Origin of the sequence: Kribbella sp. NPDC023855, from assembly GCF_040639475.1 — a bacterium.
GTDB lineage: Bacteria > Actinomycetota > Actinomycetes > Propionibacteriales > Kribbellaceae > Kribbella.
Map to the genome: position 1 here is coordinate 170,779 of NZ_JBFAAA010000006.1, position 22,442 is coordinate 193,220.

Annotated in this window: 22 protein-coding genes; 17 read left to right on the forward strand and 5 right to left on the reverse strand. The window is 68.5% G+C overall.

The features are described 5' to 3' along the window. The first annotated feature begins 57 nt into the window (after positions 1-57). The 12 genes from AB0F51_RS22485 to AB0F51_RS22540 all read left to right on the forward strand — a co-directional run bounded on the left by AB0F51_RS22485 (position 58) and on the right by AB0F51_RS22540 (position 11,207). Positions 58-1,056 carry a stage II sporulation protein M gene (locus AB0F51_RS22485; protein ID WP_360282886.1) on the forward strand — a complete coding sequence of 333 codons (999 nt, stop codon included), beginning with the start codon at positions 58-60 and terminating at the stop codon, positions 1,054-1,056. Positions 1,057-1,099: 43 nt separating this feature from the next. Further along, positions 1,100-1,867: a DUF1206 domain-containing protein gene (locus AB0F51_RS22490; protein WP_360282888.1), complete on the forward strand. Its 768-nt coding sequence runs from the start codon at positions 1,100-1,102 to the stop codon at positions 1,865-1,867. Between the two features lie 13 nt (positions 1,868-1,880). After that, entirely contained in the window at positions 1,881-2,270 is a 390-nt protein-coding gene (locus tag AB0F51_RS22495) for a VOC family protein (protein WP_360282890.1), read from the forward strand. Positions 2,271-2,385: 115 nt separating this feature from the next. Further along, positions 2,386-4,209 (forward strand): peptide ABC transporter substrate-binding protein, encoded by a 1,824-nt coding sequence (locus AB0F51_RS22500; RefSeq protein ID WP_360282892.1) that lies wholly within the window; start codon positions 2,386-2,388, stop codon positions 4,207-4,209. A 28-nt stretch (positions 4,210-4,237) separates the two neighbouring features. Continuing rightward, positions 4,238-5,269 (forward strand): ABC transporter permease, encoded by a 1,032-nt coding sequence (locus tag AB0F51_RS22505; RefSeq protein WP_360282894.1) that lies wholly within the window; start codon positions 4,238-4,240, stop codon positions 5,267-5,269. Next, a complete protein-coding gene (locus AB0F51_RS22510; protein ID WP_360282896.1) occupies positions 5,266-6,147 on the forward strand; it encodes an ABC transporter permease in 882 nt (293 codons plus the stop codon). The genes AB0F51_RS22505 and AB0F51_RS22510 overlap by 4 nt, the downstream gene beginning before the upstream one ends. Next, positions 6,147-7,106, forward strand: coding sequence for an ABC transporter ATP-binding protein (locus AB0F51_RS22515; protein ID WP_360282898.1), 960 nt, complete (start codon positions 6,147-6,149; stop codon positions 7,104-7,106). The genes AB0F51_RS22510 and AB0F51_RS22515 overlap by 1 nt, the downstream gene beginning before the upstream one ends. After that, on the forward strand, positions 7,100-8,029 hold the full coding sequence (locus AB0F51_RS22520; RefSeq protein ID WP_360282900.1) for an ABC transporter ATP-binding protein: 930 nt from the start codon (positions 7,100-7,102) through the stop codon (positions 8,027-8,029). The genes AB0F51_RS22515 and AB0F51_RS22520 overlap by 7 nt, the downstream gene beginning before the upstream one ends. Positions 8,030-8,158: 129 nt before the next feature. Beyond that, positions 8,159-8,470: a transposase gene (locus AB0F51_RS22525; RefSeq protein ID WP_360282902.1), complete on the forward strand. Its 312-nt coding sequence runs from the start codon at positions 8,159-8,161 to the stop codon at positions 8,468-8,470. Beyond that, positions 8,404-9,372: an IS3 family transposase gene (locus AB0F51_RS22530; protein WP_360283460.1), complete on the forward strand. Its 969-nt coding sequence runs from the start codon at positions 8,404-8,406 to the stop codon at positions 9,370-9,372. The genes AB0F51_RS22525 and AB0F51_RS22530 overlap by 67 nt, the downstream gene beginning before the upstream one ends. Before the next feature lie 244 nt (positions 9,373-9,616). Further along, the gene (locus AB0F51_RS22535) at positions 9,617-10,153 is read left to right on the forward strand and encodes an MOSC domain-containing protein (RefSeq protein ID WP_360282904.1); all 537 of its coding nucleotides are present in this window, start codon (positions 9,617-9,619) and stop codon (positions 10,151-10,153) included. Positions 10,154-10,535: 382 nt separating this feature from the next. Beyond that, positions 10,536-11,207, forward strand: coding sequence for a hypothetical protein (locus AB0F51_RS22540; RefSeq protein ID WP_360282906.1), 672 nt, complete (start codon positions 10,536-10,538; stop codon positions 11,205-11,207). A 39-nt stretch (positions 11,208-11,246) separates the two neighbouring features. On the opposite strand, the gene AB0F51_RS22545 is transcribed toward AB0F51_RS22540, so the two are convergent. From AB0F51_RS22545 to AB0F51_RS22565, 5 genes are read right to left on the reverse strand one after another with little or no spacing between them, the layout of a single operon-like run. Then, a complete protein-coding gene (locus AB0F51_RS22545) occupies positions 11,247-12,539 on the reverse strand; it encodes a DUF58 domain-containing protein (protein WP_360282908.1) in 1,293 nt (430 codons plus the stop codon). After that, positions 12,539-13,513, reverse strand: a complete 975-nt coding sequence (locus AB0F51_RS22550) for a MoxR family ATPase (protein ID WP_360282910.1) — start codon at positions 13,511-13,513, stop codon at positions 12,539-12,541. Before AB0F51_RS22550 ends, AB0F51_RS22545 begins: the two co-directional genes overlap by 1 nt. Further along, positions 13,510-14,652, reverse strand: a complete 1,143-nt coding sequence (locus AB0F51_RS22555) for a DUF4350 domain-containing protein (protein ID WP_360282912.1) — start codon at positions 14,650-14,652, stop codon at positions 13,510-13,512. Before AB0F51_RS22555 ends, AB0F51_RS22550 begins: the two co-directional genes overlap by 4 nt. Further along, the gene (locus AB0F51_RS22560) at positions 14,649-15,287 is read right to left on the reverse strand and encodes a DUF4129 domain-containing protein (RefSeq protein WP_360282914.1); all 639 of its coding nucleotides are present in this window, start codon (positions 15,285-15,287) and stop codon (positions 14,649-14,651) included. The genes AB0F51_RS22555 and AB0F51_RS22560 overlap by 4 nt, the downstream gene beginning before the upstream one ends. Before the next feature lie 5 nt (positions 15,288-15,292). Beyond that, complete coding sequence (locus AB0F51_RS22565; protein ID WP_360282916.1) at positions 15,293-16,327, reverse strand: hypothetical protein; 1,035 nt, start codon at positions 16,325-16,327, stop codon at positions 15,293-15,295. Positions 16,328-16,587: 260 nt separating this feature from the next. On the opposite strand from AB0F51_RS22565, the gene mtrA reads away from it, so the two are divergent. The 5 genes from mtrA (at position 16,588) to raiA (ending at position 22,442) form a co-directional block, all read left to right on the forward strand. Continuing rightward, positions 16,588-17,265, forward strand: coding sequence for an MtrAB system response regulator MtrA (gene mtrA, locus AB0F51_RS22570; protein ID WP_131345780.1), 678 nt, complete (start codon positions 16,588-16,590; stop codon positions 17,263-17,265). Between the two features lie 119 nt (positions 17,266-17,384). Continuing rightward, positions 17,385-18,992: an MtrAB system histidine kinase MtrB gene (gene mtrB, locus AB0F51_RS22575; protein ID WP_360283463.1), complete on the forward strand. Its 1,608-nt coding sequence runs from the start codon at positions 17,385-17,387 to the stop codon at positions 18,990-18,992. Next, complete coding sequence (locus tag AB0F51_RS22580) at positions 18,989-20,773, forward strand: LpqB family beta-propeller domain-containing protein (protein WP_360282918.1); 1,785 nt, start codon at positions 18,989-18,991, stop codon at positions 20,771-20,773. The genes mtrB and AB0F51_RS22580 overlap by 4 nt, the downstream gene beginning before the upstream one ends. Positions 20,774-21,039: 266 nt before the next feature. Continuing rightward, positions 21,040-21,591, forward strand: a complete 552-nt coding sequence (locus AB0F51_RS22585; protein WP_360282920.1) for a phosphoribosyltransferase family protein — start codon at positions 21,040-21,042, stop codon at positions 21,589-21,591. 227 nt (positions 21,592-21,818) lie between these two features. Then, positions 21,819-22,442: a ribosome-associated translation inhibitor RaiA gene (gene raiA / locus AB0F51_RS22590; protein ID WP_360282922.1), complete on the forward strand. Its 624-nt coding sequence runs from the start codon at positions 21,819-21,821 to the stop codon at positions 22,440-22,442.

Genomic DNA, 22,442 nt, shown 5'->3' on the forward strand with positions numbered 1-22,442 from the left:
ACACCCCGGACCGCTAGTCTGCCCCAGGGGAGAGCCAGCGCAGACAAGGGAGGGCTGATGGACGTCGAGGCGTTCGTGTCCGTGCATCAGCCGCAGTGGGATCGGCTGGCCGAGCTGACTCGGCGGCAGCGCCGGTTGAGCGGTGCTGAGGCCGACGAACTCGTCTCGCTCTACCAGCGCGTCGGTACGCACCTGTCGGCGCTCCGGGCGAGTGGAGCCGACCCTGTCACCATCGGCCGGCTCTCGGGGCTCATAGCCGACGCCAGAGGTGCAGTGACGGGCGCACAGGCACCTGTCTGGCGGGACATCTCCCGGTACTTCCTGGTGAGCTTCCCCGCCGCTCTGTACGTGTCCCGCCGCTGGTGGCTCACCATCGGCCTGCTGTTCTACCTGGTCGCCGCCTGGATGGCGTGGCGGATCATCGCGCACCCGGAGATCCTCGAGTCGATCGCCACCCCGTCGCAGATCGAGCAACTCGTCGACGAGGACTTCGCCAACTACTACTCCGAGAACCCGGCTCAGGACTTCGCCCTGCGCGTCTGGATCAACAACGCCGCCATCTCCGCCGCGGTACTGGCGATCGGCGTGCTGCTGGTCCCGACGATGTTCGTGCTCTGGAGCAACGCGGAGAACCTCGGCGTGATGGCCGGCCTGATGATCGGCCACGACCGCGCCGACGTGTTCTTCGGCCTGATCACGCCGCACGGACTGCTCGAACTCACCGCGGTCTTCGTCGCGTCGGCGGCCGGCCTGCGACTCGGCTGGTCCTGGATAGCGCCCGGCCCGCGGACCAGGATGCAGGCCCTCGCCCAGACCGGCCGGGCCACCGTCGGGATGGCGATCGGCCTCGCAACGATCTTGCTGATCACCGGCCTGATCGAGGCCTTCGTCACGCCGTCGCCGCTGCCCACCCCGGTCCGGGTCGGCATCGGCGTACTGGCCGAGCTCGGGTTCTTCGTCTACGTCTGGACGCTCGGCCGCCGCGCCGTGAAGGCCGGCGAGTACGGCGATGTCGAGGAAGCCGACCGCGAGGCGAGCGCCCCCGTCTCGGCCTGAGCCTGGTGCAGGGCAGTGGTTTCCCACTGGGTACGAATGAGCCATGACGACCGCCCAACAAGCACGGCAAAGCCCCGTGTACCACGCCTCGATCACCGTCGGCCTGATCGCGTACGGCGTAGTGCACCTGTTGATCGCCTGGATAGCACTGCAAATCGCCTGGGGTAAGGCCTCCCAGGAAGGCTCCCACGAAGGGGCGCTGCACGAGCTGGCGAGCAAGCCCTTCGGTGGCGTGCTGCTCTGGATCGTCGCGGCCGGCCTGTTCTCATTGGTGATCTGGAAGGGTTTCGAAGTCGCCTACGGCTTTCTCGACACGAAGAAGAAGATCTCGGCCGTCGGTCGCGGCATCGTCTACCTGGTGCTGGCGGTCAGCGCGGCCAAGACCGCGATGGGCTCGGGCAAATCGAGCGCCGGTACGTCGAGCGGCCTGAGCGCGAAGCTGATGCAGAACGGTGCCGGCCGGGTGCTGGTCGTGCTGATCGGGCTGGTCGTGATCGGCTTCGGGATCCACCAGCTCACCAAGGCGGTGAAGAAGACGTTCCGCGAGGATCTGGTCGGTGGCGTGTCGGAGTCCACCGTCCTGCTCGGCCGGATCGGCTACGGCGCCAAGGGCATCGCCTTTGTCATCGCCGGCGCCCTGTTCGCCTGGGCCGCGGTCAGCTACGACCCGAAGAAGGCCGGCGGCCTGGACACCGCCCTGCACACGATCAGGAACCAGCCCTTCGGCTCCGTTCTTCTGACGCTGCTCGCCCTCGGCGTCGCCTCCTTCGGCGTCTACGCCTTCGTCTGGTCCCGCAACGCCAAACACTGAGAAAGGTTCCGTCGTGACGAGCAAGTTCACCGAGTTGGCGATCGACTGTGCTGATCCGGTGGCGCTGGCCCGGTTCTGGTGTGCGGTGCTCGACTACGAAGTACGGGAGCAGGAAGAGGACTTCGTCAGCATCGGGTCGCCGTTGGTGGCGGAGGGCAAGGCGCGTCCCGGACCGGTGCCGCCGACGCTCGCGTTCGCGAAGGTGCCCGAGGGCAAGATCATCAAGAATCGGCTGCACCTCGACCTCAACCCGACCGATCGGGACCAGGACGAGGAGGTCCGACGCCTGCTCGATCTGGGTGCCACCCGCGCGAACGCCGGTCAGACCGGCGAGGAGAGCTGGGTGATCCTCGCCGACCCCGAAGGCAACGAGTTCTGCGTGCTGGCCGGCCGGCACCCGTAACTATTCGCCGATGCAGGCAACGGATCAGTGACGAAAAGACGTAAATCATTGACGAACCACCGCTCCATGGTGTGGTTTTCTCCCTAAACACCAGGGCGGAAGGTGCGTGGGGCGGATGCGGAAATGGATCGGCGCGGTGGCGGCGATGGGGCTGCTGGCACTGGGCGGACTGCCGGGGATGACGGCCCAGGCGGCACCGGCCGCGGTGACCGACAGTCCCGCGGGGCCCAAGGTGATCAGGGTCGGCGCGACCCAGGCGATGGACTCGATGAACCCGTTCCTGGCCGTCCGGCTGGTCTCGTCGTCGATCCACCGCTGGATGTACGGCTTCCTGACCGTGCCGGACTCGAAGACGCTGCAGCCCAGCGCCGACCTGGCCGAGTCGTGGACCACCTCGCCGGACGGTCTGACCTGGACGTTCAAGATGCGCCAGGCCAAGTGGTCGGACGGGCAGCCGATCACGGCCGCGGACGCCGCCTGGACGTTCAACAAGATGATGACCGACGACGGCGCGAAGACCGGCAACGGTCCGGCCGTGGAGAACTTCGCCAGTGTCAGTGCGAGCGGCCAGGATCTCACCATCAAGCTGAAGACCCCGCAGGCGTCGATGCTCGACAACCCGGTACCGATCATGCCCAAGCACGTCTGGGAGAAGGTCGGCGACATCGCGAAGTACGAGGCGAACGACTACCCCGCCGTCACCAGCGGGCCGTACATCGCGGTGGAGCACAAGAAGGACCAGTACGTGAAGCTCAAGGCGAACCCGGACTACTGGCGGGGCGCCCCGAAGATCGACGAGCTGCAGGTGATCTTCTACGACAACCCGGCGGCCGCGATCGTCGGGCTGAAGAAGGGTGACATCGACCTGATCGGCCGGCTCGCGCCGCCGGACTTCGAAGCCCTCAAGGGTGACGAGAACATCGTCCAGTGGAACACCGAGGGCCGCCGCGCGACGTACCTGCAGGTCAACCACGGTGCGACCACGAGCGACAACAAGCCGATCGGCGACGGGCACCCGGCGCTGAAGGACCCGAAGGTCCGTCAGGCACTGCACACCGCGATCGACAAGCAGAAGCTGGTCGACGAGGTGCAGAACGGGCTGGCCAAGCCGGCCGACGGCTCGATCGTGCCGCCGATGTACAAGGACTTCTTCTGGCAAGCCGACGGGGACAAGAAGGTCACCTTCGACCTGGCCAAGGCGAACAAGATCCTCGACGACGCCGGGTACAAGAAGGGTGCCGACGGCATCCGGACGATGCCGGACGGAACGCGCAAACTGCAGTTCCGGTTCAGTATCCACACCGACGCACCGATCGAGGAGAAGCTGGCCGAGTACCTGACCGGGTGGCTCAAGGAGGTCGGCATCACGCTGACCACCAAGCGGCTCGACTCCAGCAAGTTCACCGAGGAGACCGGCACGACGGCCCTGTTCGACCTCGCGATCAGCGGCTGGTCGGTCAACCCGGATCCGGAGGAGGTGCTGGCGACGCACCTGTGCAGCCGGCGTCCGACCGCATCGGGTGAGGGCGGTGGGACCGAGTCGTTCTACTGCGACCCGCAGTACGAGGCGCTCTACCAGCAGCAGCTGAAGGAGCTGGACCGGCCGAAGCGTGCCGACGTCATCAAGAAGATGCAGGAGCGGCTCTACACGGATGCGCCGGTGATCGCGCTGTACTACCCGAACAATCTCGAGGGCTACCGCAAGGACCGGATCGCCAAGGTCACCTCGATCCCCGAGGACAAGGGCATGCTGTACGGCGGCAGCGGCTACTGGCCCTTCTACACGCTGGAAGCCGTCTCCAAGGACGGCGCGGCCGCTGAGGACGAGGGCTCGAACACCGGCGTCATCCTCGGGGTCGTCGCAGGCGTCATCGCCCTGGCCGCCATCGGGCTCCTCCTCGTCCGTCGCCGCAACACCGTGGCGGACGACCGCGAATGAGCCGAGTTTCTGACCGGGTGGCGCGGCGATGACCATCGCGCCACCCGCGGCGGAGGCGATCGCCGAGGAGCCCGCCCGCCGGGGGCTCCTCGGGTACGCCGTGTCGAAGGTGGGCGGGGCGCTGCTCAGCATCGCGATGGTGATCGTCGCGACGTTCTTCGCGTTCCGGTTGCTGCCGGGCGACCCGGTCCGGGCGCTGGCCCAGGGGCGGAACATGACGCCGGAGCAACTCGACCTGGAGCGACACCGGCTCGGGCTGGACAAGTCGCTGCCCGAGCAGTTCCTGGACTTCGTCGGCCAGACGCTGCGCTTCGACCTCGGTACGTCGTACGAGTACAAGCGTCCCGTCCTCGACCTGATCGGCGAACGCATCGGCCCGACCCTGCTGCTCACCGGTACTGCGCTCGTGATGGCCGTCAGCCTGGGCATCTGGCAAGGAGCCCGAGCCGGATGGAAGCCGGGCAGCCGCTTCGACAAATTCTCCACCGGGGTCTCGCTGGTGCTTTGGTCGGTACCGACGTTCTGGCTCGGACTCCTGCTGCTGATGGTGTTTGCCGCCGGCATCGGACCGATCCCGGGCATCTTCCCGACCCGGGGGATCGAGAGTGTCGATGCACCGGACGGTATCGGCTATGTGCTCGATGTCGCGAAGCACATGGTGTTGCCGTGCTTGACGATGGTGGCGGTGGTGTATGCGCAGTACCTGCTGGTGATGCGGTCGTCGGTGCTCGACGAGGTGGGGCAGGACTACGTCACGACGGCGCGGGCGAAGGGTCTCAAGGATGACGAGATCAGGCGGCGGCACGCAGTACCGAACGCGCTGCTGCCGACCGTGACGCTGGTTTTCATGCGGATCGGGTTCGTCGTCGGCGGGGCGGTGACGGTCGAGGCGATCTTCAGCTGGCCGGGGCTCGGGCAGTTGTTCTACGAGGCGATCCGGGTGCCCGACTTCACCTTGATGCAGGGCACGTTCCTGCTCATCACGGTGTCGGTGATCCTGATGAACACGCTCGCCGATGTCGTCTACCACGTGCTTGATCCGAGGGTGAGGTCGGCATGAGCAGCATCACCTGGACCCGGCGTCAGCGCGCTCTGCGGCGGTTCTGGTCAGACTTCCGGACCCATCGGGCCGGTGTTGCCGGGTTGGCGATCCTGCTGGTTGCCGTCCTGCTCGCGGTGATCGCGCCGCTGTTCATCGATGCGGGCGTGACGAATGTCGTCAGCGGGACCGGCGAGAAGCTGGCGCCGCCGAGCTGGGACGACCCGCTCGGTACGGACGAGTCCGGCCGATCCGTGTTGCTGATGGTCTGGTGGGGTTCGCGGACGTCGCTGCTGATCGGCTTCCTCGCCGCGCTGCTCAGCATGGTGATCGGTACCGTGCTCGGGATCGCGGCCGGGCACTTCCGCGGCTGGATCGGCGCGATCGTCATGCGGATCACCGACTGGTTCCTGGTCCTGCCGTCGCTGGTCACCGCGCTGGTGCTGGCGGCGATCCTGGGCGGTAGCACGGTGACCATCATCGCCGCCATCGGCGTGACGTCCTGGCCTTCGACGGCCCGTTTGATCCGCGCGCAGACATTGGCGGTGGAGGCCCGGCCATACATCGAACGCTCCCAAGCTCTCGGTGGCGGACACTGGCACATCACCACCCGGCACGTCCTGCCGAACGTCGCACCGTTGCTGCTGGCAAGTACCACCCTGGAGGTGGCGAGCGCGATCGTCACCGAGTCGACGCTGGCCTTCCTCGGTGTCAGCGCGAACAAGACCTCGTGGGGCACGATGCTGCGCGGTTCGTACGACTGGGGCGCGGCGACCTCCGGCGCTTGGTGGTACATCCTCGTGCCCGGTCTGTGCATCGTCATCGTCGTGATGGCGTTCACGCTCTGCGGCCGGGCGCTGGAGAACGTGCTGAACCCCCGGCTGCGGAGGGCCGCCTGATGAGCCTGCTCGAGCTGGACGAGCTGTCGGTCACCTACCGGATCGCGTCGGGGGAAGTGCCCGCAGTACGGGGTGTTTCGTTGTCGCTGGAAGCCGGGGAGGCCCTCGGCATCGTGGGGGAGTCGGGGTCGGGGAAGTCGACGCTGGCGATGGCGCTACTGCGGCTGCTGCCGAAGGACGCGCGGATCGAGGGACGCATCGTGCTCGGTGGCGAGGACGTGCTGGCGATGAAGTGGGGACGGTTGCGCGCGGTCCGCTGGGCCGAGGCGTCGATCGTCTTCCAGGGGGCGCAGCACGGGCTCAACCCGGTGCAGCGGATCGGCGACCAGATCGCCGAACCGATGCTGGTGCACAAACTGCAGTCCGCCGAGAAGGCCAAGGCGCGCGTTGCGGAACTGCTCAGCCAGGTCGGTCTGCCGGCCTGGCGGGCGCGCAGCTACCCGCACGAACTGTCCGGTGGCCAACGGCAACGAGTGATGATCGCGATGGCACTGGCCTGCGAGCCGCAACTGATCATCGCCGACGAGCCGACCACCGCGCTCGACCTGATGGTGCAGGCGCAGGTGCTGAACCTGATCAAGGAACTGATCGCGTCGCACGGGATCTCGTTGCTGATGATCTCGCACGACCTGTCCGTGCTGGCCGACACGTGCGACCGGCTGGCCGTCATGTACGCCGGGCGAGTGGTCGAGACCGGTCCTTCCGGTGGTACGTTCCGCCACCCCTACAGCCAGGCGCTGTCGGCGGCCTTCCCTACCGTCGGCGATCCCGCGTCGCGGTTGGCGCCACGGGGTCTCGGGGGTGACCCGCCGGATCCGCAGCAGTTGCCGTCGGGATGCGTGTTCCATCCGCGCTGCCCGGTGGCGCTCGACACGTGCTCGACGGTCGATGTCTCGTTGCGGCCGGCCGGTGACCGGCGTACGGCGGCCTGTGTGCTGGTCCTGGAGGAATCTTGCTAACGGCAACTGAGCTGGCGGTCGAGTTCAGCTCGCGCGGCCGGCGCGCGCGGGCCGTCGACGGCGTCAATCTCTCTGTCGGGGCGGGCGAGATCGTTGCCCTGGTGGGCGAATCGGGCTGTGGCAAAACCACCCTGGCCCGCACCCTGCTCGGCTTGGAACGCCCGACCTCCGGCACGGTCTCGTACGACGGAACGCCGCTGTCCTACCGAGGCAAGTCGCTCAAGGCCTACCGCCGGCGCGTGCAACTCGTGCTGCAGGACCCGATGGGCTCGCTGAACCCGCGCCAGACGGTCTACGAAGCAGTTGCCGAAGGCCCCCGGATTCACGGTCTGCCGGACGAGGAGAGGGTTGTCAGCGAAGCCCTCTCCCGGGCCGGTCTGCGACCACCGGAGCGGTTCTTCCTGCGCTACCCACACGAGCTGTCTGGTGGCCAGCGGCAACGAGTCGTCATCGCCGGCGCACTCGCGCTCGACCCGAAGGTGCTGATCGCCGACGAACCCGTCGCCTCCCTGGACGCGTCCGTCCGCGGCGAGATCCTCGCCTTGCTCCTCCGCCTCCGCGACGACCTGGGCTTGTCGGCGCTGGTCGTCACCCACGACCTCGGCCTCGCCTGGAACATCGCCGACCGGGTAGCCGTCATGTACCTCGGCCGCATCGTCGAGTCGGGCCCCACCGAAGAGGTCCTGAAGAACCCCCAACACCCCTACACCCAGGCCCTGCTCTCGGTCCTCCCCGAATCCCCCGAACGCATCGTCCTGTCCGGCGAGCCCCCAGACCCAACCCGCATCCCCGGCGGCTGCCGCTTCCACCCCCGCTGCCAGGTAGTAGCCGCAGGCAACCCCATCGCCCCCCACTGCCGCACCAACCTCCTCCCCATCCTCCCCGCCACCCCCAACTCCCAAGCCGCCTGCCACCTGCTGTAATCCCCCACGCCCCTCCCCGCTCGCTCCTCCGTCGCTCCCCGGTCGGTAGCTCCCACCCACCCTGGGCTTGCCCCCGTTGGGTGGACATCTTCGCTGGCGGGATCTTGGTCTCGCGGGAAGGATGTTGTTATGGGTAAGCACAGGACGTTCACGCCGGAGTATCGGCGGGAGGCGGCCCGGTTGGTGATCGAGTCGGGCCGGCCGATCGCTCAGGTGGCCCGGGAGCTCGGGTTGGGGGCGCAGCTGCTGAGCCGCTGGGTGCTGGTGGAGCGGGCCAGTGACCAGCCGCCCGAGCCGGGTGCGGGTGGTGAGCAGGGGCCGTTGAGTCTGGATGAGCGTGCCGAGCTGGCGCGGCTGCGACGGGAGAACTCGGAATTGCGGAAAGACCGGGAGTTCTTGAAAAAAGCAGCGGCCTTCTTCGCCTCAGACAACAACCGGTAGATGCCTACCGCGTCATCGGTCATGTCCTCGAGTCGCAGAAGGCCGGCTTTCGTGTCGCCCGGATGTGTGAACTACTGCAGGTCTCACGCTCAGGGTTCTATGCCTGGCGGCGCCGAGAGCTGGACGGGCCAGGACCACGCCAGGCGCGCCAAGACGAGATCACCGCGCAGGTGCTCGCGGCCCACACCGCATCCGATGGTGTCTACGGTGCTCCGCGGATCACCGGTGAACTGCGCGCGGCCGGCACCGTCGTGACCCGCAAAACAGTCGCCAAAACCATGGCGTCGCTGGGCCTGCAAGGCATCTCACCTCGCCCGTTCACCATCACCACCCGACGCGACGACCACGCAGCACCACGCCCGGACCTGGTGAACCGGGTCTTCGACACCGGCACACTGGACCGGGTCTGGATCTCCGACATCACCTACCTGCACACCCACCAAGGCTGGCTCTACCTCGCGGTCGTGCGCGATGCCTGCTCCCGCCGGGTGCTGGGCTGGGCGATCGAGGACCACCAACGCACCGACCTGGTCCAGGCCGCGCTCCAGATGGCCATCGACCAGCGCGGCGGCCGGCTCGCGCGCCAAGTGGTCTTCCACGCCGACCGCGGCACCCAATACACCTCCAGCCAGCTCCACGACTTCGCCACCGCGAACAACCTGGTTTGCTCGGTCGGGCGCACCGGGGTCTGCTGGGACAACGCGATGGCCGAGTCGTTCTTCGCCACCCTCAAAGTCGAGTTCTACCACCGCCACACCTGGACTACCCGCACCCAAGCCAAACAAGCCCTCCACCACTGGATCGCCAACATCTACAACCGCCGCCGACGCCACTCAGCCCTCGGCATGACCAGCCCAATACAGTACGAACTCACACACCACCACGCGGCAAAAGCCGCATAACCCGGTGTCCACCACCCGGGGGCAAGCCCAACCCCAGCCGCCGCTCCTGCGTCGCGCGGTGCGGGCGCTCCTGCGTCGCGCGTGGTGCTGCGCTCCTGCGTCGCGCGTGGTGCTGCGCTCCTGCGTCGCGCGTGGTGCTGCGCTCCTGCGTCGCGCGAGCCCATTGGTGGCCCGGCCGAGTCGGCCGCAGCAGGTTGAATGCTCCCGCCGTCGCTCCCCGCTCTGGCCGCTCTAAGCTGAACTGGTGAGAGTCGAAGCTGTCCACCGCGACGACAAGCACAGGTTCAGCAAGTTGTCGGTCGGTGAGATTCGGTTGATCGAAGGCATCGGAGTCGAGGGGGATGCGCACGCGGGCGCGACCGTGCAGCATCTCCACCTCGTCCGTAAAGACCGCACCGCGCCGAACCTGCGGCAGGTGCACCTCATCTCGCGGGAGGTGCTCGACGAGCTGGCATTCAACGGGTACGACGTGGCGCCAGGCGAGCTGGGTGAGAACGTCACCACCGCCGGCCTTGACCTCTTCACCCTCCCCACCGGCACCAGACTCCATCTAGGCGACGCCGCCATCCTCACCGTCACCGGACTGCGAGACCCCTGCAGTCAAATCAACAAACTCCAGAAAGGCCTGCTCAAACAGGTCCTGACCAAGGCCGCCGACGGCACGATCGTCCGCCGTGTAGGCATCATGAGCGTCGTCACCACCGGCGGCACAGTCCGCCCCGGCGACCCCCTCACCGTCGAACTCCCGCCCGAACCACACGAGCCGCTCGGTCTGGTCTAGCTCTGAACCCTGCCGCACTCCGCCAGAGCGGCCCGCACTGGAGACGGCCGGCTCCGCGGGGGCCATCCGGCCCCCGAGAGGGGCCGTTAGACCCTGCCGCGCGGGACCGCCCCAAGGCGAACCTCAATCAAGAGGCGGTCGTCCAGAGCGATCCGGTCAATCTCGCCGGGAGGGTCGGCCCACCGTGCATCGCATCTGGAGGGGGAGCCGACCTATGACTCAGCAGTACCAGCAGAACTCGGATCCGCCACGCCAGGGTGGCCAGCCGCCCCCGTTCCAGCAGGGTCCGCCGCCTGGCTGGCAGCCACCGCAGTACCCGCCTGGCAGTCCGCCGCCTGGCGGATGGCCGCCCAGGCCGCCCAGGCCGCCGAAAAAGCCGTTCTTGAAGCGCACGTGGGTCGTCGTGACGGGTGCGGTCCTCGGGGTCTTCGTGATCATCGGCATGTTCAGTGACGCCGGCGGTGGTACGAACGGTGCGTCGACGGATGCAGAGCCGTCCCCTGCTCCGGCCGCCTCCGCTCCGACCACCTCCGCTCCGACCACCTCCGCCCCAGCCCCCTCGGCCCCGGCCCCCTCCGCTCCGGCCAGCAAGCCGAGCGTCAAGGCGACGTCCCAGGCGCCGTCTCCGTCGGTCAAGCCGACGCAGGCACCGAAGATCACGCCGAAACCCACGGTGAAGCCGAAGCCGATCGTCTACAAGAAGCTGACGGCGCGGGCGTGGGCGAAGATCGCCAAGGACCCGGACGCGCACATCGGTGAGGCGATCACCGTCCACGGCACCGTGACCCAGTTCGATGCTGCGACGGGTACGGACACGTTCCGGGCGAATATGGACGGCATCAAGCATCGTCCGTCGTACGGGTTCGTGGACTACCCGACGAACACGTTGCTGACGAACGTCTCTGGTGACGTGTCGGACCTGATCGAAGACGACCTGTTCACGGCGAGGGTCCTCGTGCTGGGCTCGTTCTCGTACGACACCCAGATCGGTGGAACCACGACGGTGCCACACCTGTCGGTGATATCGCTGACGAAGACCGGAAGCGTCGGGTGACGCGTCGGCGCACTCGCAAGCCGCGGAAACCCGGTGGAGCTAAAGCCGTCCCGCCTTCTTCAACGACAGGTAGGTGTCGGCGAGAGCGGGAGCTATTTGGTCGGGGTTTTCGTCGATGACGGTGGCGCCGGCTCGGGTGAGGACTGCGGTGACTCGTTCGCGGTCCAGGCGGGTGCGGGCGGCTGAGGCTGCGCCGTAGATCTCGATCATGTCGGAGAGGGAGGTTTCCATCTCTGACAGGCGAGGGTCGGCTACGGAGGCCAGTACTACGACGTGGCGGCGGAGCAGCGGACCGATGACCGGGAGGAGAGACTCCTCGATCACCGCTGGGTCCAGGCCAGTCAGGAGTACTACGAGGGAGCGTTGGCCGAGGCGCTCCAGGACGTGCGAGACGACCACCCGGAAGTCGGTCTGGACGAGTTGCGCGTCCACGTTCGCCAAAGCGTTGACGAAGGACGGGAGGACGTCTTGCGGGGCCGGGCGGCGGACGTCTGCGCGGACCTCGGAGTCGCAAGCCAGCAAGGAGACCCGGTCGCCCGCGCGGGTCGCCAGGGCGGCCAGCAGGAGGGCTGCGTCCATTGCGTGGTCCAGGCGAGGTGCGTCCCCGACCCGTCCGGCCGACATGCGACCTGAGTCGATCACGATGGCCACCTGCCGGTCGCGCTCGGGCCGCCAGGTTCGCAGTACGACGCTGTCGCGGCGGGCGGTGGCTCGCCAGTCGATGCTGCGGACGTCATCGCCCGGCACGTAGTCGCGCAGTGAGTCGAACTCCGTGCCCTGACCCCTTGTCAGCAAGGCGGTTCGGCCATCCAGCTCACGCAGCCGTGCAAGCCTCGAAGGCAGGTGCTTGCGGCTGTTGAACGGTGGCAGCGCCCGGACGGTCCACGGCACCTTGTGCGACCCCTGCCGGCCGGCAAAGCCGAGCGGACCGATCGACCGCACGGTCACGCGATCAGCATGCCGGTCCCCACGCCTGGTGGGCACCAGATGCGTCGTCAGCCGCCGCCGCTCGCCATTGGGCAGGTCCAGCTTGTGCGGTGGGTCCTGTACGCCGGCAGAAGGCGGCCAAGCGTCGCGCAGCAACCCCTTCACCCGACGGCCCGGATTGGCCACCAGCAACGTCACCACAGCCTGCTGGCCAAGCCGTACTGCGTTGTCGCCCTCCCTGCTGAGCTGCAAGCGCCGAGGCGACCCAGCCAACAGCAGGTCGACCAGACACACGAGCAGCACAACAGCGACGACCAGGCCGACTCCTGCCCACCTGGGCATCACTACTGCGACAAAGACGACTCCGGCCGCGGCAAGGACGCCGGCCCGGCCAGTGACGACCATCAGCGTGGCACTGGCACCGTGGCCAGCACGCTCTCCAGTACTGCGTCCGCCGTGACACCTTCCAGCTCTGCTTCCGGCCGGATCTGCACCCGGTGCCGCAGACAGGGACGCGCCATCGCCTTGACGTCATCCGGGATCACGTAGTCGCGACCGGACAGCCAGGCCCACGCCCGAGACACCGCAAGCAGCGCAGTAGCCCCACGAGGCGACACCCCAAGCTGCAGCGACGGAGACTGCCGAGTGGCCCGACACAGGTCCACTACGTAAGCCAACACGTCTTCCCGTACTGCGACCCGTCGTACTGCGGCCTGTCCAGCCAGCAAGTCCTCCGGGCCGGCAACCGGACGCAGCCCTGCCGCCGTCAGGTCACGCGGGTCGAAACCGGCAGCATGCCGCGCCAGTACTGCGATCTCGGCGTCCCGTGGCGGAATGTCCAGCGTCACCTTCAGCAAGAACCGGTCCAGCTGCGCCTCGGGCAGCGGATAGGTGCCCTCGTACTCGATCGGGTTCTGGGTCGCGGCGACCACGAACGGGATCGGCAGCATCCGGGGCTCGCCGTCGACGGTGACCTGCCGCTCCTCCATCGCCTCGAGCAGCGCGGCCTGGGTCTTCGGGGGTGTCCGGTTGATCTCGTCCGCGAGCAGGATGTTGGTGAACACCGGCCCCTTGCGGAACTCGAACTCGCTGGTCTTCGCGTCGTACACCAGGGAGCCGGTGACGTCGCCGGGCATCAGGTCGGGAGTGAACTGGACCCGCTTCGTCTCCAGCCGCATTGCCATCGACAGCGCCCGCACCATCAGCGTCTTGGCCGTCCCCGGGACGCCTTCCAGCAGCACGTGGCCGCGGCACAGCAGCGCGAGCACCAGAGCGGTCACGGCCGTCTCCTGCCCGACCACGGCCTTGCCGATCTCGTTCCGGAGCTCGACCAGGGCCTGCCTGGCCCGTTCGGGGGTGACCTCGATAGCGGTCGTCACGGGTGTCGTACCTCCAGCGTCAGCACGTCTAGCGCATGGGACAGGGACATCAGGGCGGAGTCATCGGCCGGTGGTTGACCGTAGAGCAGTTCGTGGAGCATGGCGGGATCCCTGCCGGTCCGGGCGGCGACTGTCGTCACCACGGCGGTCGGGTCGGCTCTGCGGGGGATCCCGTGCGCCTTCTGGAGTTTGCCGAGCGCGGACTCCCGCAGAGCCGCGGCCGCCCGGTCGCGAGCTCTGGAACGGCGGTAGAGCCTGGCCCGGCCTTCGGTGGTCTCCGCCGCGTGCACGATGACCGGCAGCGGCTCGGGTACGACGGGTCCGAGCCGACGGCCACGCCAGATCGCCACGACGAAGGCAGCGAAGGCCAGCGCCCAAGCGATGTACCGGACGTCCGGCGGCACCAGTGGCGGCCCGTCGGCGTCGTTCTCGTTGTAGCTGTTGCCCTCGTACTGCGGCAGGTACCAGACCAGCTCGGAGTGGGTGCCGACCAGGTTGAGCGCCAGCGCCGCGTTGCCGTCCTCGGCCAACTCGTCGTTGGTGAAGGTCCGGGGCGAGCCGACCACGTCGACGGTCGTGCCCCCGGCGTCCATCCGGATGACTGTGTGGTTGATGCCGTCGCCGTAGCAGGCGATGGCGGAGTCGGGCGCGGAGTACGAGACGCCGCCGACAGTCGCAGTACCGGCCTTGTCGGCCGCAGGGAGGTCGCAGCCGGGGGAGCGGCTGTCGAAGGGCATCGTCTGGCTTGCGGACTGCACGCCGGGGGCAATGGCCTCCAGTGCTCTGGAGCTCGGCCGCATGAGCACGACGTGACTCCAGTCGGCCGCTGCGATGTCTTCCCAGTCGGAGCGGCTCAGAGACCCGCCGGGAGCGACCAGAAGCGTCTTGCCCGCTCCGTCGTCGGTGGCGTCCTCGAAGTCTTCAGTGCCGGTCACGTCGACCCCGTGGTTCTCCAGCAGGGCCGCTAGCGCTTTCGCACCGGACGGCGCGGCAGAGTCCGGACTGAACGGACCAGAGGTCCGAGTGGATCCGGTGATGAGGAGAACGAAGGTGATGAGCACGGCGACTCCGGTGACCAGCAGGGGAACCCGCAGGGCCCGCCAGACCTCGGTACCGCTCCGACCGACCGCAGTACTCATCCCTGCACCAGCTGTCGAGTCGACACATGCCTCGCGGCGTCGTCAGCCGCCGCTACCTGGGCATAGCGTTCCGGAGTACCAGGACGGTTGCCGTAGACAACCTCTGTGAACGCCAGCGCCGCCGGCTGCAGTGGCTCCCGCAGAGCCGGTACTGCGCGCCCTGCGTCCGCCACAGCCTCGTACGCCGTCCGCCCCGGTCGCTCGTCGATCACAGTGCGCTCGGTGAGCTCAGCGACACAGGCACGGAACCGGCTGCGCACCGCACCCGCGTAGTTGCCCCCGGCCACCTCAGCCTCAGCCTGGGCCCGGTACTCCGCTGCGCTGCGTGGCTTGCCGGTCTCGAAGACGACCTGGCTCTTGGTGCTGCGCGTGGTGCGCAGTACTCCGGCCCGCCAGAGGGCCACGATGACGACCAGCACGATCAGGCCGACCAGCATCAGCACCCCGACGTTGCCGTCCGGGGAGCGGCCGGTCAGGTCGTTGAGCATGTCGGTGATCCACGTCAGGACCTTGTCGATCGCCCGGACGATCAGGTTGTCGCCGGCTTGCCCGTACGCGGGCTTGGCCAACTCCTTCGCGGCTTCCCGGGCGGCATCGTCGCGACTGATGTCCACCGGCGGTTCCAGCAGCACCATGGGCCTCACAGCAGCGGCCCGGTCTGCTGCTGGGCCGGTCGGAGGGAGGGACGGAGCCAGAGGTCGAGCCCCTCGCGCCGCACCCGCAGGTCAAGATAGATGAGCGCCTGCACGGCCGACAGGAAGGCGAGGCTGGCGATCAGCGTCAGAACGGTCGCTACTCCGGCGGCAACGCCCACCGCCACCGCGACCACGGTTGCGCTGCCGTTGTCGCTGCCGTCGGCCCAGGCGCCGAGCGTGGCGACCAGGGTGCCGATACCGAACTGCAGTGCGTAGCTGACGATGTTCACCACCACGGAGGCGAAGAGCAGGATGCCCAGCACCCGCCAGAACTTGCCCCGCACCAGCTGCCAGGACCGCCGCAGCGAACCCCAGATCCCCACCCTGGCCGGGATGTAGAGCCCGATGTCCGGAGCGTGCTTGCCCTCCATCAGGACCACGGTGCCGGCCAGGACCAGCCGGATGCCGAAGATCAGCACCAGGACGCCGCCCACCATCACCAGCAGGACCGAAATCAGACCGGCGACCTCTGACGAGATGACCGCGTCCGCGCCGACCCCGAGGCCGAAGACGCCCAGTCCCCAGCCGGCGATCATCACGACGAAGCACAGCGACTGCACCGCGCCGACAGCGGCCAGAGCGGGCAGGGACCGGCGTACCAGGCGGAGCAGTTCTCGTGGGCCCACCCGGTGGGCCAGCTGGCTGCGGACGGCGGCCAGGGCGATGATGCCGGACAGCATGCTCGACACCACGGCGAACAGGACCAGTTGCAGTCCGTACATGACCAGCATGGAGATACCGGCCTGTTCGAACGGCGAGTCCGCGTTGAAGAAGCCGCTGATGCCACCGGGCACCGTGAGCTGGGCCAGCGCCGCCTGGACCGCGGCCAGCGCGATCCCGGCCACCACCGGCAGGCCCAGCATGACCACCTTGTTGTCGGAGATGGTCCGGGCGGCGTTGTCGAGCAGGTCCGCCGGCAGCCACGGCCGCAGCGGTTCGGAGTACTCCGGGCTCTCGTAGACCCCGATGTCGTCGCGCATCCCACCCCTCCCTTCCCGGCCCGGCGGCGAGCCTGATGTGGCCCTGCCGGGCTTGTCCCCGAACCCGCAGTGCACCATGATCACAGCCCGAGCGGTCCAATACCCCCATTACTCCGGTCCCGCTCGGCGCTCCGGCGTGTGCGCCGGCCGGAGAATGGGACACTATCCGTAGTGCGTACGATCGGCGCCCCTGGGCGCGGTACTGATCCGGATCGGCCGTGACACGACAAGGAGCAGGCGTGGCAGAAGGTAACCGGACGATGCGGGGCCGAGTCCTCATCGTCGATGACGACACGGCGTTGTCCGAGATGCTCAGCATCGTGCTGCGCAACGAGGGCTACGACACCTACCTGTGCGCCACCGGCGACAAAGCGGTGCCGGCCTTCCGCGAGTTCAAACCCGACCTTTTGCTGCTCGACCTGATGCTGCCGGGGATGGACGGGATCGACGTCTGCCGGGCGATCCGGGCCGAGTCCGGCGTCCCGATCGTGATGCTGACCGCCAAGAGCGACACCGTGGACGTCGTGCTGGGCCTGGAGTCCGGCGCCGACGACTACGTGGTGAAGCCGTTCAAGCCGAAGGAGCTGGTGGCCCGGATCAGGGCCCGGCTGCGCCGGATGGACGAGCCCGGGCCGGAGTCGCTGACCATCGGCGACCTGACCATCGACGTGGCCGGGCACTCGGTCAAGCGGGCCGGCGAGACCATCCAGCTGACCCCGCTCGAGTTCGACCTGCTGGTCTGCCTGGCCTCCAAGCCCTGGCAGGTGTTCACCCGTGAGGTGCTGCTCGAGCAGGTCTGGGGCTACCGGCACGCGGCCGACACCCGGCTGGTGAACGTGCACGTCCAGCGGCTGCGGTCCAAGATCGAGAAGGACCCGGAGCACCCCGAGATCGTCGTGACGGTGCGGGGTGTGGGTTACAAGGCTGGTGCGGACTGATCGAGTACGGACGCGACGACCAGTCGCAGGCGGAGAAACCGGCAGCCGAGCCGGAAACCCGCGGAACCGAGATCGAGCTCACCGCCGCCGGGGCCGACTGGCACGCCGCGCAGCAACCGCTGTGGCGGACCCACCCCCGGCACTGGCCGGACTTCTGGCGACGCTCGATCCAGGCCCGGATCGTCACCGGCACCTTGCTGATGTCGACGATCGTGCTGATCCTGGTCGGCTGGGTGATGATGAGCCAGGTCACCGACGGCATCCTGGAGGCGCGGCGGGACAGCGCCCAGAAGGAGGCCGTCGCGCAGCTCGCGTCGCTGTCCGGTTCGCTGAACGCCGCCGACCCCGGCGCGATCCAGCAGAAGCTGTCGCTGCTGATCGCGGGCTCCAACCGGCCCGGCCTGTACGAAGTGGTGCTGATCCCGAGCGACCAGGCCGACTCCAACGCGATCCGGACCACCGGCCAGGTCAAGAGCGACTCGATCCCGTACGAGCTGCGCGCCTCGGTCGCGAAGGACGAGACCAGGCTCTACGACACCTACATGCGGATCGACTACGACGACGGCCAGAGCGAGCCCGGCCTCGCGTTCGGCTCCCAGCTACGGGTGCTGAACCTGAACGCCCAGCGGTACGAGGTGTACTTCCTGTTCCCGCTCACGGCGCAGAAGGACACCCTGGACGTGGTCCAGCGAGCACTGCTCACCGCAGGGTTGCTGCTGGTCATCCTGCTCGGTGCAGTGGCCTGGCTGGTCACCCGCCAGGTCGTCACGCCGGTCCGGATGGCCCGGCGGATCGCGGAACGGCTCGCGGCCGGCCGGCTCGAGGAGCGGATGCAGGTCCGCGGTACCGACGACCTGGCTCGGCTGGCGGTCTCCTTCAACAAGATGGCCAGCAACCTGCAGCAGCAGATCCGCCGGCTGGAGGAGCTGTCCCGGCTGCAGCGCCGGTTCGTCTCCGACGTCTCGCACGAGCTGCGCACGCCGCTCACCACGGTCCGGATGGCCGCCGACCTGCTGCACGAGACCCGGGACGACTTCGACCCGATCACCCGCCGCTCGGTCGAGCTGCTGCAGAACGAGCTCAACCGCTTCGAGGAACTGCTCGCCGACCTGCTCGAGATCAGCCGCTTCGACGCCGGCGCGGCCGCGCTCGACCTTGAGGACGTGGACCTGCGCGACATCGTCTCCCGCGTCCTGGAGAACCACGAGACCCTGTTGCGGCACAAGGGCTGCGAGGTCCGGCTGGACATGCCCCGGCCGTGCCGCGCGCAGGTGGACTCGCGCCGGATCGAGCGGATCCTGCGCAACCTGATCGGCAACGCGATCGAGCACAGCGAGAGCCGGCCGATCCTGATCAGCACGGCGTACGACGAAGAGGCCGCGGCGGTGGCCGTCCGCGACCACGGTGTCGGGTTCCGGGCCGAAGAGGCCGAGATGGTGTTCAGCCGGTTCTGGCGGGCCGACCCGGCCCGGGCCAGGACCACGGGCGGCACGGGGCTCGGTCTGTCCATCGCGCTGGAGGATGCCCGGCTGCACGGTGGCCGGCTGGATGCCTGGGGATCGCCTGGCGACGGCGCGTACTTCCGGCTGACCCTGCCGCGCAGACCCGACATCACGCTGACCGGCTCGCCGCTGCCGCCCCGGCCGAGCGACGCGGCCCGCGTGGTGACCGAGCTCGTCGACGTCGGCGCGCCGTACCAGAAGCTGACCGGTGGTGACGATTCATGAGGAGCAAGCCGCTGGCCTTGCTGGCAGGCGCGCTGACGACGGCCCTGCTGGCGACGGGTTGCGCGACCGTGCCGACCCAGGGCCCGATCCGGAACAGCAGCCAGGACGCGCCGGCCGCGGGGAGCGCCGGGATCGGGGTCGAGGCGCGGCCACCGCGTCCCAACGCCGAGCCGCTCCCGCTGGTGAACGGCTTCCTGGAGGCGATGTCGGACTCCCGTGCCTTCGACGTCGCCCGGGAGTACATGACGCCGGAAGCCGCCGGAGGCTGGAAACCCGAGTCCAAGACCCTTGTCTACGACCAGACCGCGGGCTCGGGGGTGTCGGTCGATGCCAACAAGAAGGTGCACCTGTCCGCACCGCTGATCGCCACCATCGACTCGCGCGGTTCGTGGACACCGGCGGTGCCCGGCGAACAGGTGGACTGGGTCTTCGAGCTGGTCGAGGTGTCCAAGCAGTGGCGGGTCGCGAACGTGCCGCCTGGCGTGTTCCTGGGCAGCAACCAGCTGCAGCCGCGGCTCGCGCCGCAGGCGCTGTACTTCTTCAACCGGTCCAGGGACCTGCTGGTCGCGGACCCGGTCTTCCTGCCGAACAAGGTCGCCGGCCAGGCGGCTACCCAGCTGATCCAGGAGCTGTTGAAGGGCCCGACCAGCCAGCTCGGCAACAGCGTCGTCTCGGCTGCCCCACCCGGCACGACGGTGAACGTGTCGGTACCGGTCGAGTCCGGGGTCGCGACGGTCGCTCTCAGCGGCACGGCGGCCTCGCTGACCGACCCGATGGACCGCGAGCGGCTGGCCGCCCAGATCACCTGGACGCTGCGGCCGGTCACCAACCGGGTCCGGATCACCGTCGACGGCGCCCCGCTGCTGCCCGACCAGCCCGACGAGCTCTCGTTCGCCACCAACTTCGGCCAGTACGACCCGTCCGTGGCGAGCGGCCGGATGAAGGACCTGTACGGCCTGCGCGACGGCAAGATCCAGCGCATCCCGCAGGGCCAGGACGGTTCCCAGACGATCGAGCCGCAGCCGATCTCCGACAGCCCGCTGTATGCGTACAACGCCAAGTCGTTCGCGGTGAGCCTCGGCGGTGACTCCGGCGCGATCGTCACCACCACGAAGAACGGCACGCCGGCCGTCGTCTACGGCCGGCTGGACACGCCGCGGAACGAGCAGCCCACGACGATGATCCCGGTCGAGGGCAAGGTGCTGCGGCCGAGCTACGACAACGACGACAACCTGTGGATCCTCGACCGGGCCGACAGCGCCAAGCCCCGGCTGCGGGTCCGCGGACCGGACGGCAAGCTGGCTACCGTGCAGACCCAGTTCGGCGACAGCACCCCGGTCGTCCTGCGGATGGCGCCGGACGGGGTCCGGGCGCTGCTGGTGATGCGGTCGAAGGGCGTCAACACGGTGCAGACCGCAACGATCGAGAACACCGACGGCAACCAGTTGGTGCTCAGCCGGTTCAAGCCGCTGCAGCTGCGGCTGGCCGACATCACGGACGCGACCTGGAGCAACCTCGGCATCCTGGTCGCAGGTAAGGCCGCCAAGGGTGAGAACAAGGCCCGGCCGTGGCAGGTGAACGTGGACGGCTCGTACCAGCGGGCGCTTCCGGGCGCGAGCAGCGAGTTCGACACGATCCACGTCGCCGCGAACCCGAACCTCGACACCCTGCCCGCCGTTCAGGACGCGGCCGGCCAGCTGCACTGGCAGGGCAAGGACCTCAACTGGGTCGACCTCGCCGAAGGCGCCGAAGGCAAAGTCTCCCCGGTCTACCCGGGCTGATTTGTCCACAGCTCTGGGGCTCCGATTTGTCCACAGGCTAGGTCTCGGTGGTCGATCCGGCTGGCTTGTCCACAGGTTGCCGGCGGTCTGGTTGCGGTCCGGGAGGCGATCGCGGATCGTGGTTCGGGTGGCTGCTGCGGGATGCGCTCGTGGATCTCGTGCTGGGCGGCCGGTGTGCGGGGTGCGACCGCCCAGGTGTTTCACTGTGCCCCAGCTGCCGGCACGCGCTCGCGGGCTGTACGGCGTACCGGGCCTGGCCTGATCCGGTGCCGGCCGGGCTACTGATGCCGACGGCAACAGCGGAGTACGGCGGGGTGGTGCGGTCGGTGATCCTCGCGCACAAGGAGCACGCTCGGTACGCGCTGGCCGGCCCGCTCGGTGAGGCCCTCGCCGTGGCGGTGCAGACCACATTGGGAGCGGGACGCGCGGCATGGCTCTGCCCTGTGCCGTCCTCGGCTTCCACCGTCAGGCAACGCGGCCACGACCCGTTGCGCCGGCTGACCGCGGTCGCGATCCGCCGGCTGCGCAGGAGTGGGTACGACGTACGGCTCGCCGACGCGCTGGCCGTCGTACGGCGGCCGCAGGACCAAGCCGGCCTGTCCGCTCAGCAGCGTGCCGCCAATCTCTCCGGCGCTTTCGAGGCCCGTTCGCGCTGGGCTGAAAGGCTGACGGGTCAGCCGGTGATCGTGGTCGACGACGTGCTGACGACCGGTTCCACGCTGGCCGAGGCGTGCCGTGCGCTGGCCGTCCGGGGAATTCCGGTCCTCGGTTGTGCGGTGGTGGCGGCGACCCGGCGACGCGCGCTGCCCGGTTCATGAGAACTTCCCTACCGGTTTTCGCAGAAGCCGACTAGCGTTGGCGTATGACACCCGCTTGGGCTTGTCGGACGCAGTGGTGGGCGAGGACCGGATCAGCCGGATTCCTTCCCACGGAGTTCGCCGGGCCGCAGAGCGGGTGTTGTCGTTTCGGGCGCCCGACTGCCGCAACCGGCACCACCGACGGGGGTCCGAAGACGTAACAGAGTCGCCGATCGATGGAGGTTTCCGTGGACGTCGTTGTCAAGGGTCATCACTGCGAGGTCAGTGACCGCTTCCGGCAGTACGTCGAGGAAAAACTCGAGCGGATCGAGAAGGTCGATCACCGGGTACTGCGATGCGAGGTAGAAGTCAGCCAGGAGAAGAACCCGCGACAGCACGATCGGGCGATGCGCGTCGAGCTCACCATGTACACCAAGGGGCCGGTACTCCGGGCCGAAGCGAGCGGTGAGACCAAGCAAGCTGCTTTCGACGTGAGTCTGGACCGGCTGCGGGCCCAGGTCCGTAAGGCGGCCGACCGGCGCCGGGTGCACACCGGCCAGCACGCCCCCGAAGGCCTGCGGCACGTGGCCGCGAAGCAGGCGGTCAACGGCACCCCGGTGCCGGAGGAGACGGCCGCCGAGGACGAGGTGCCCACCCAGAAGTTCGGCTCGCTGACGGTGACCGGTGACGGGCCGCTGGTGATGCGCGAGAAGACCCACACCGCCAAGCCGATGTCGCTCGACCAGGCGCTCTACGAGCTCGAACTGGTCGGCCACGACTTCTACCTGTTCGTCGACGCCGACGAAAACCAGCCCAGCGTCGTCTACCGCCGCCGCGGCTACGACTACGGAGTGATCCGGCTGGCCGTCTGA

Excerpts from the sequence above, each read along its gene's own strand:
- AB0F51_RS22500 (WP_360282892.1), top strand. The coding sequence starts at position 2,386 with ATGCGGAAATGGATCGGCGCGGTGGCGGCGATGGGGCTGCTGGCACTG.
- AB0F51_RS22545 (WP_360282908.1), bottom strand. The coding sequence starts at position 12,539 with ATGGTCGTCACTGGCCGGGCCGGCGTCCTTGCCGCGGCCGGAGTCGTC.
- AB0F51_RS22555 (WP_360282912.1), bottom strand. The coding sequence starts at position 14,652 with ATGAGTACTGCGGTCGGTCGGAGCGGTACCGAGGTCTGGCGGGCCCTG.
- AB0F51_RS22560 (WP_360282914.1), bottom strand. The coding sequence starts at position 15,287 with ATGGTGCTGCTGGAACCGCCGGTGGACATCAGTCGCGACGATGCCGCC.
- AB0F51_RS22525 (WP_360282902.1), top strand. The coding sequence starts at position 8,159 with ATGGGTAAGCACAGGACGTTCACGCCGGAGTATCGGCGGGAGGCGGCC.
- AB0F51_RS22490 (WP_360282888.1), top strand. The coding sequence starts at position 1,100 with ATGACGACCGCCCAACAAGCACGGCAAAGCCCCGTGTACCACGCCTCG.
- AB0F51_RS22510 (WP_360282896.1), top strand. The coding sequence starts at position 5,266 with ATGAGCAGCATCACCTGGACCCGGCGTCAGCGCGCTCTGCGGCGGTTC.
- AB0F51_RS22505 (WP_360282894.1), top strand. The coding sequence starts at position 4,238 with ATGACCATCGCGCCACCCGCGGCGGAGGCGATCGCCGAGGAGCCCGCC.
- AB0F51_RS22580 (WP_360282918.1), top strand. The coding sequence starts at position 18,989 with ATGAGGAGCAAGCCGCTGGCCTTGCTGGCAGGCGCGCTGACGACGGCC.
- AB0F51_RS22565 (WP_360282916.1), bottom strand. The coding sequence starts at position 16,327 with ATGCGCGACGACATCGGGGTCTACGAGAGCCCGGAGTACTCCGAACCG.
- AB0F51_RS22515 (WP_360282898.1), top strand. The coding sequence starts at position 6,147 with ATGAGCCTGCTCGAGCTGGACGAGCTGTCGGTCACCTACCGGATCGCG.
- mtrA (WP_131345780.1), top strand. The coding sequence starts at position 16,588 with ATGCGGGGCCGAGTCCTCATCGTCGATGACGACACGGCGTTGTCCGAG.
- AB0F51_RS22485 (WP_360282886.1), top strand. The coding sequence starts at position 58 with ATGGACGTCGAGGCGTTCGTGTCCGTGCATCAGCCGCAGTGGGATCGG.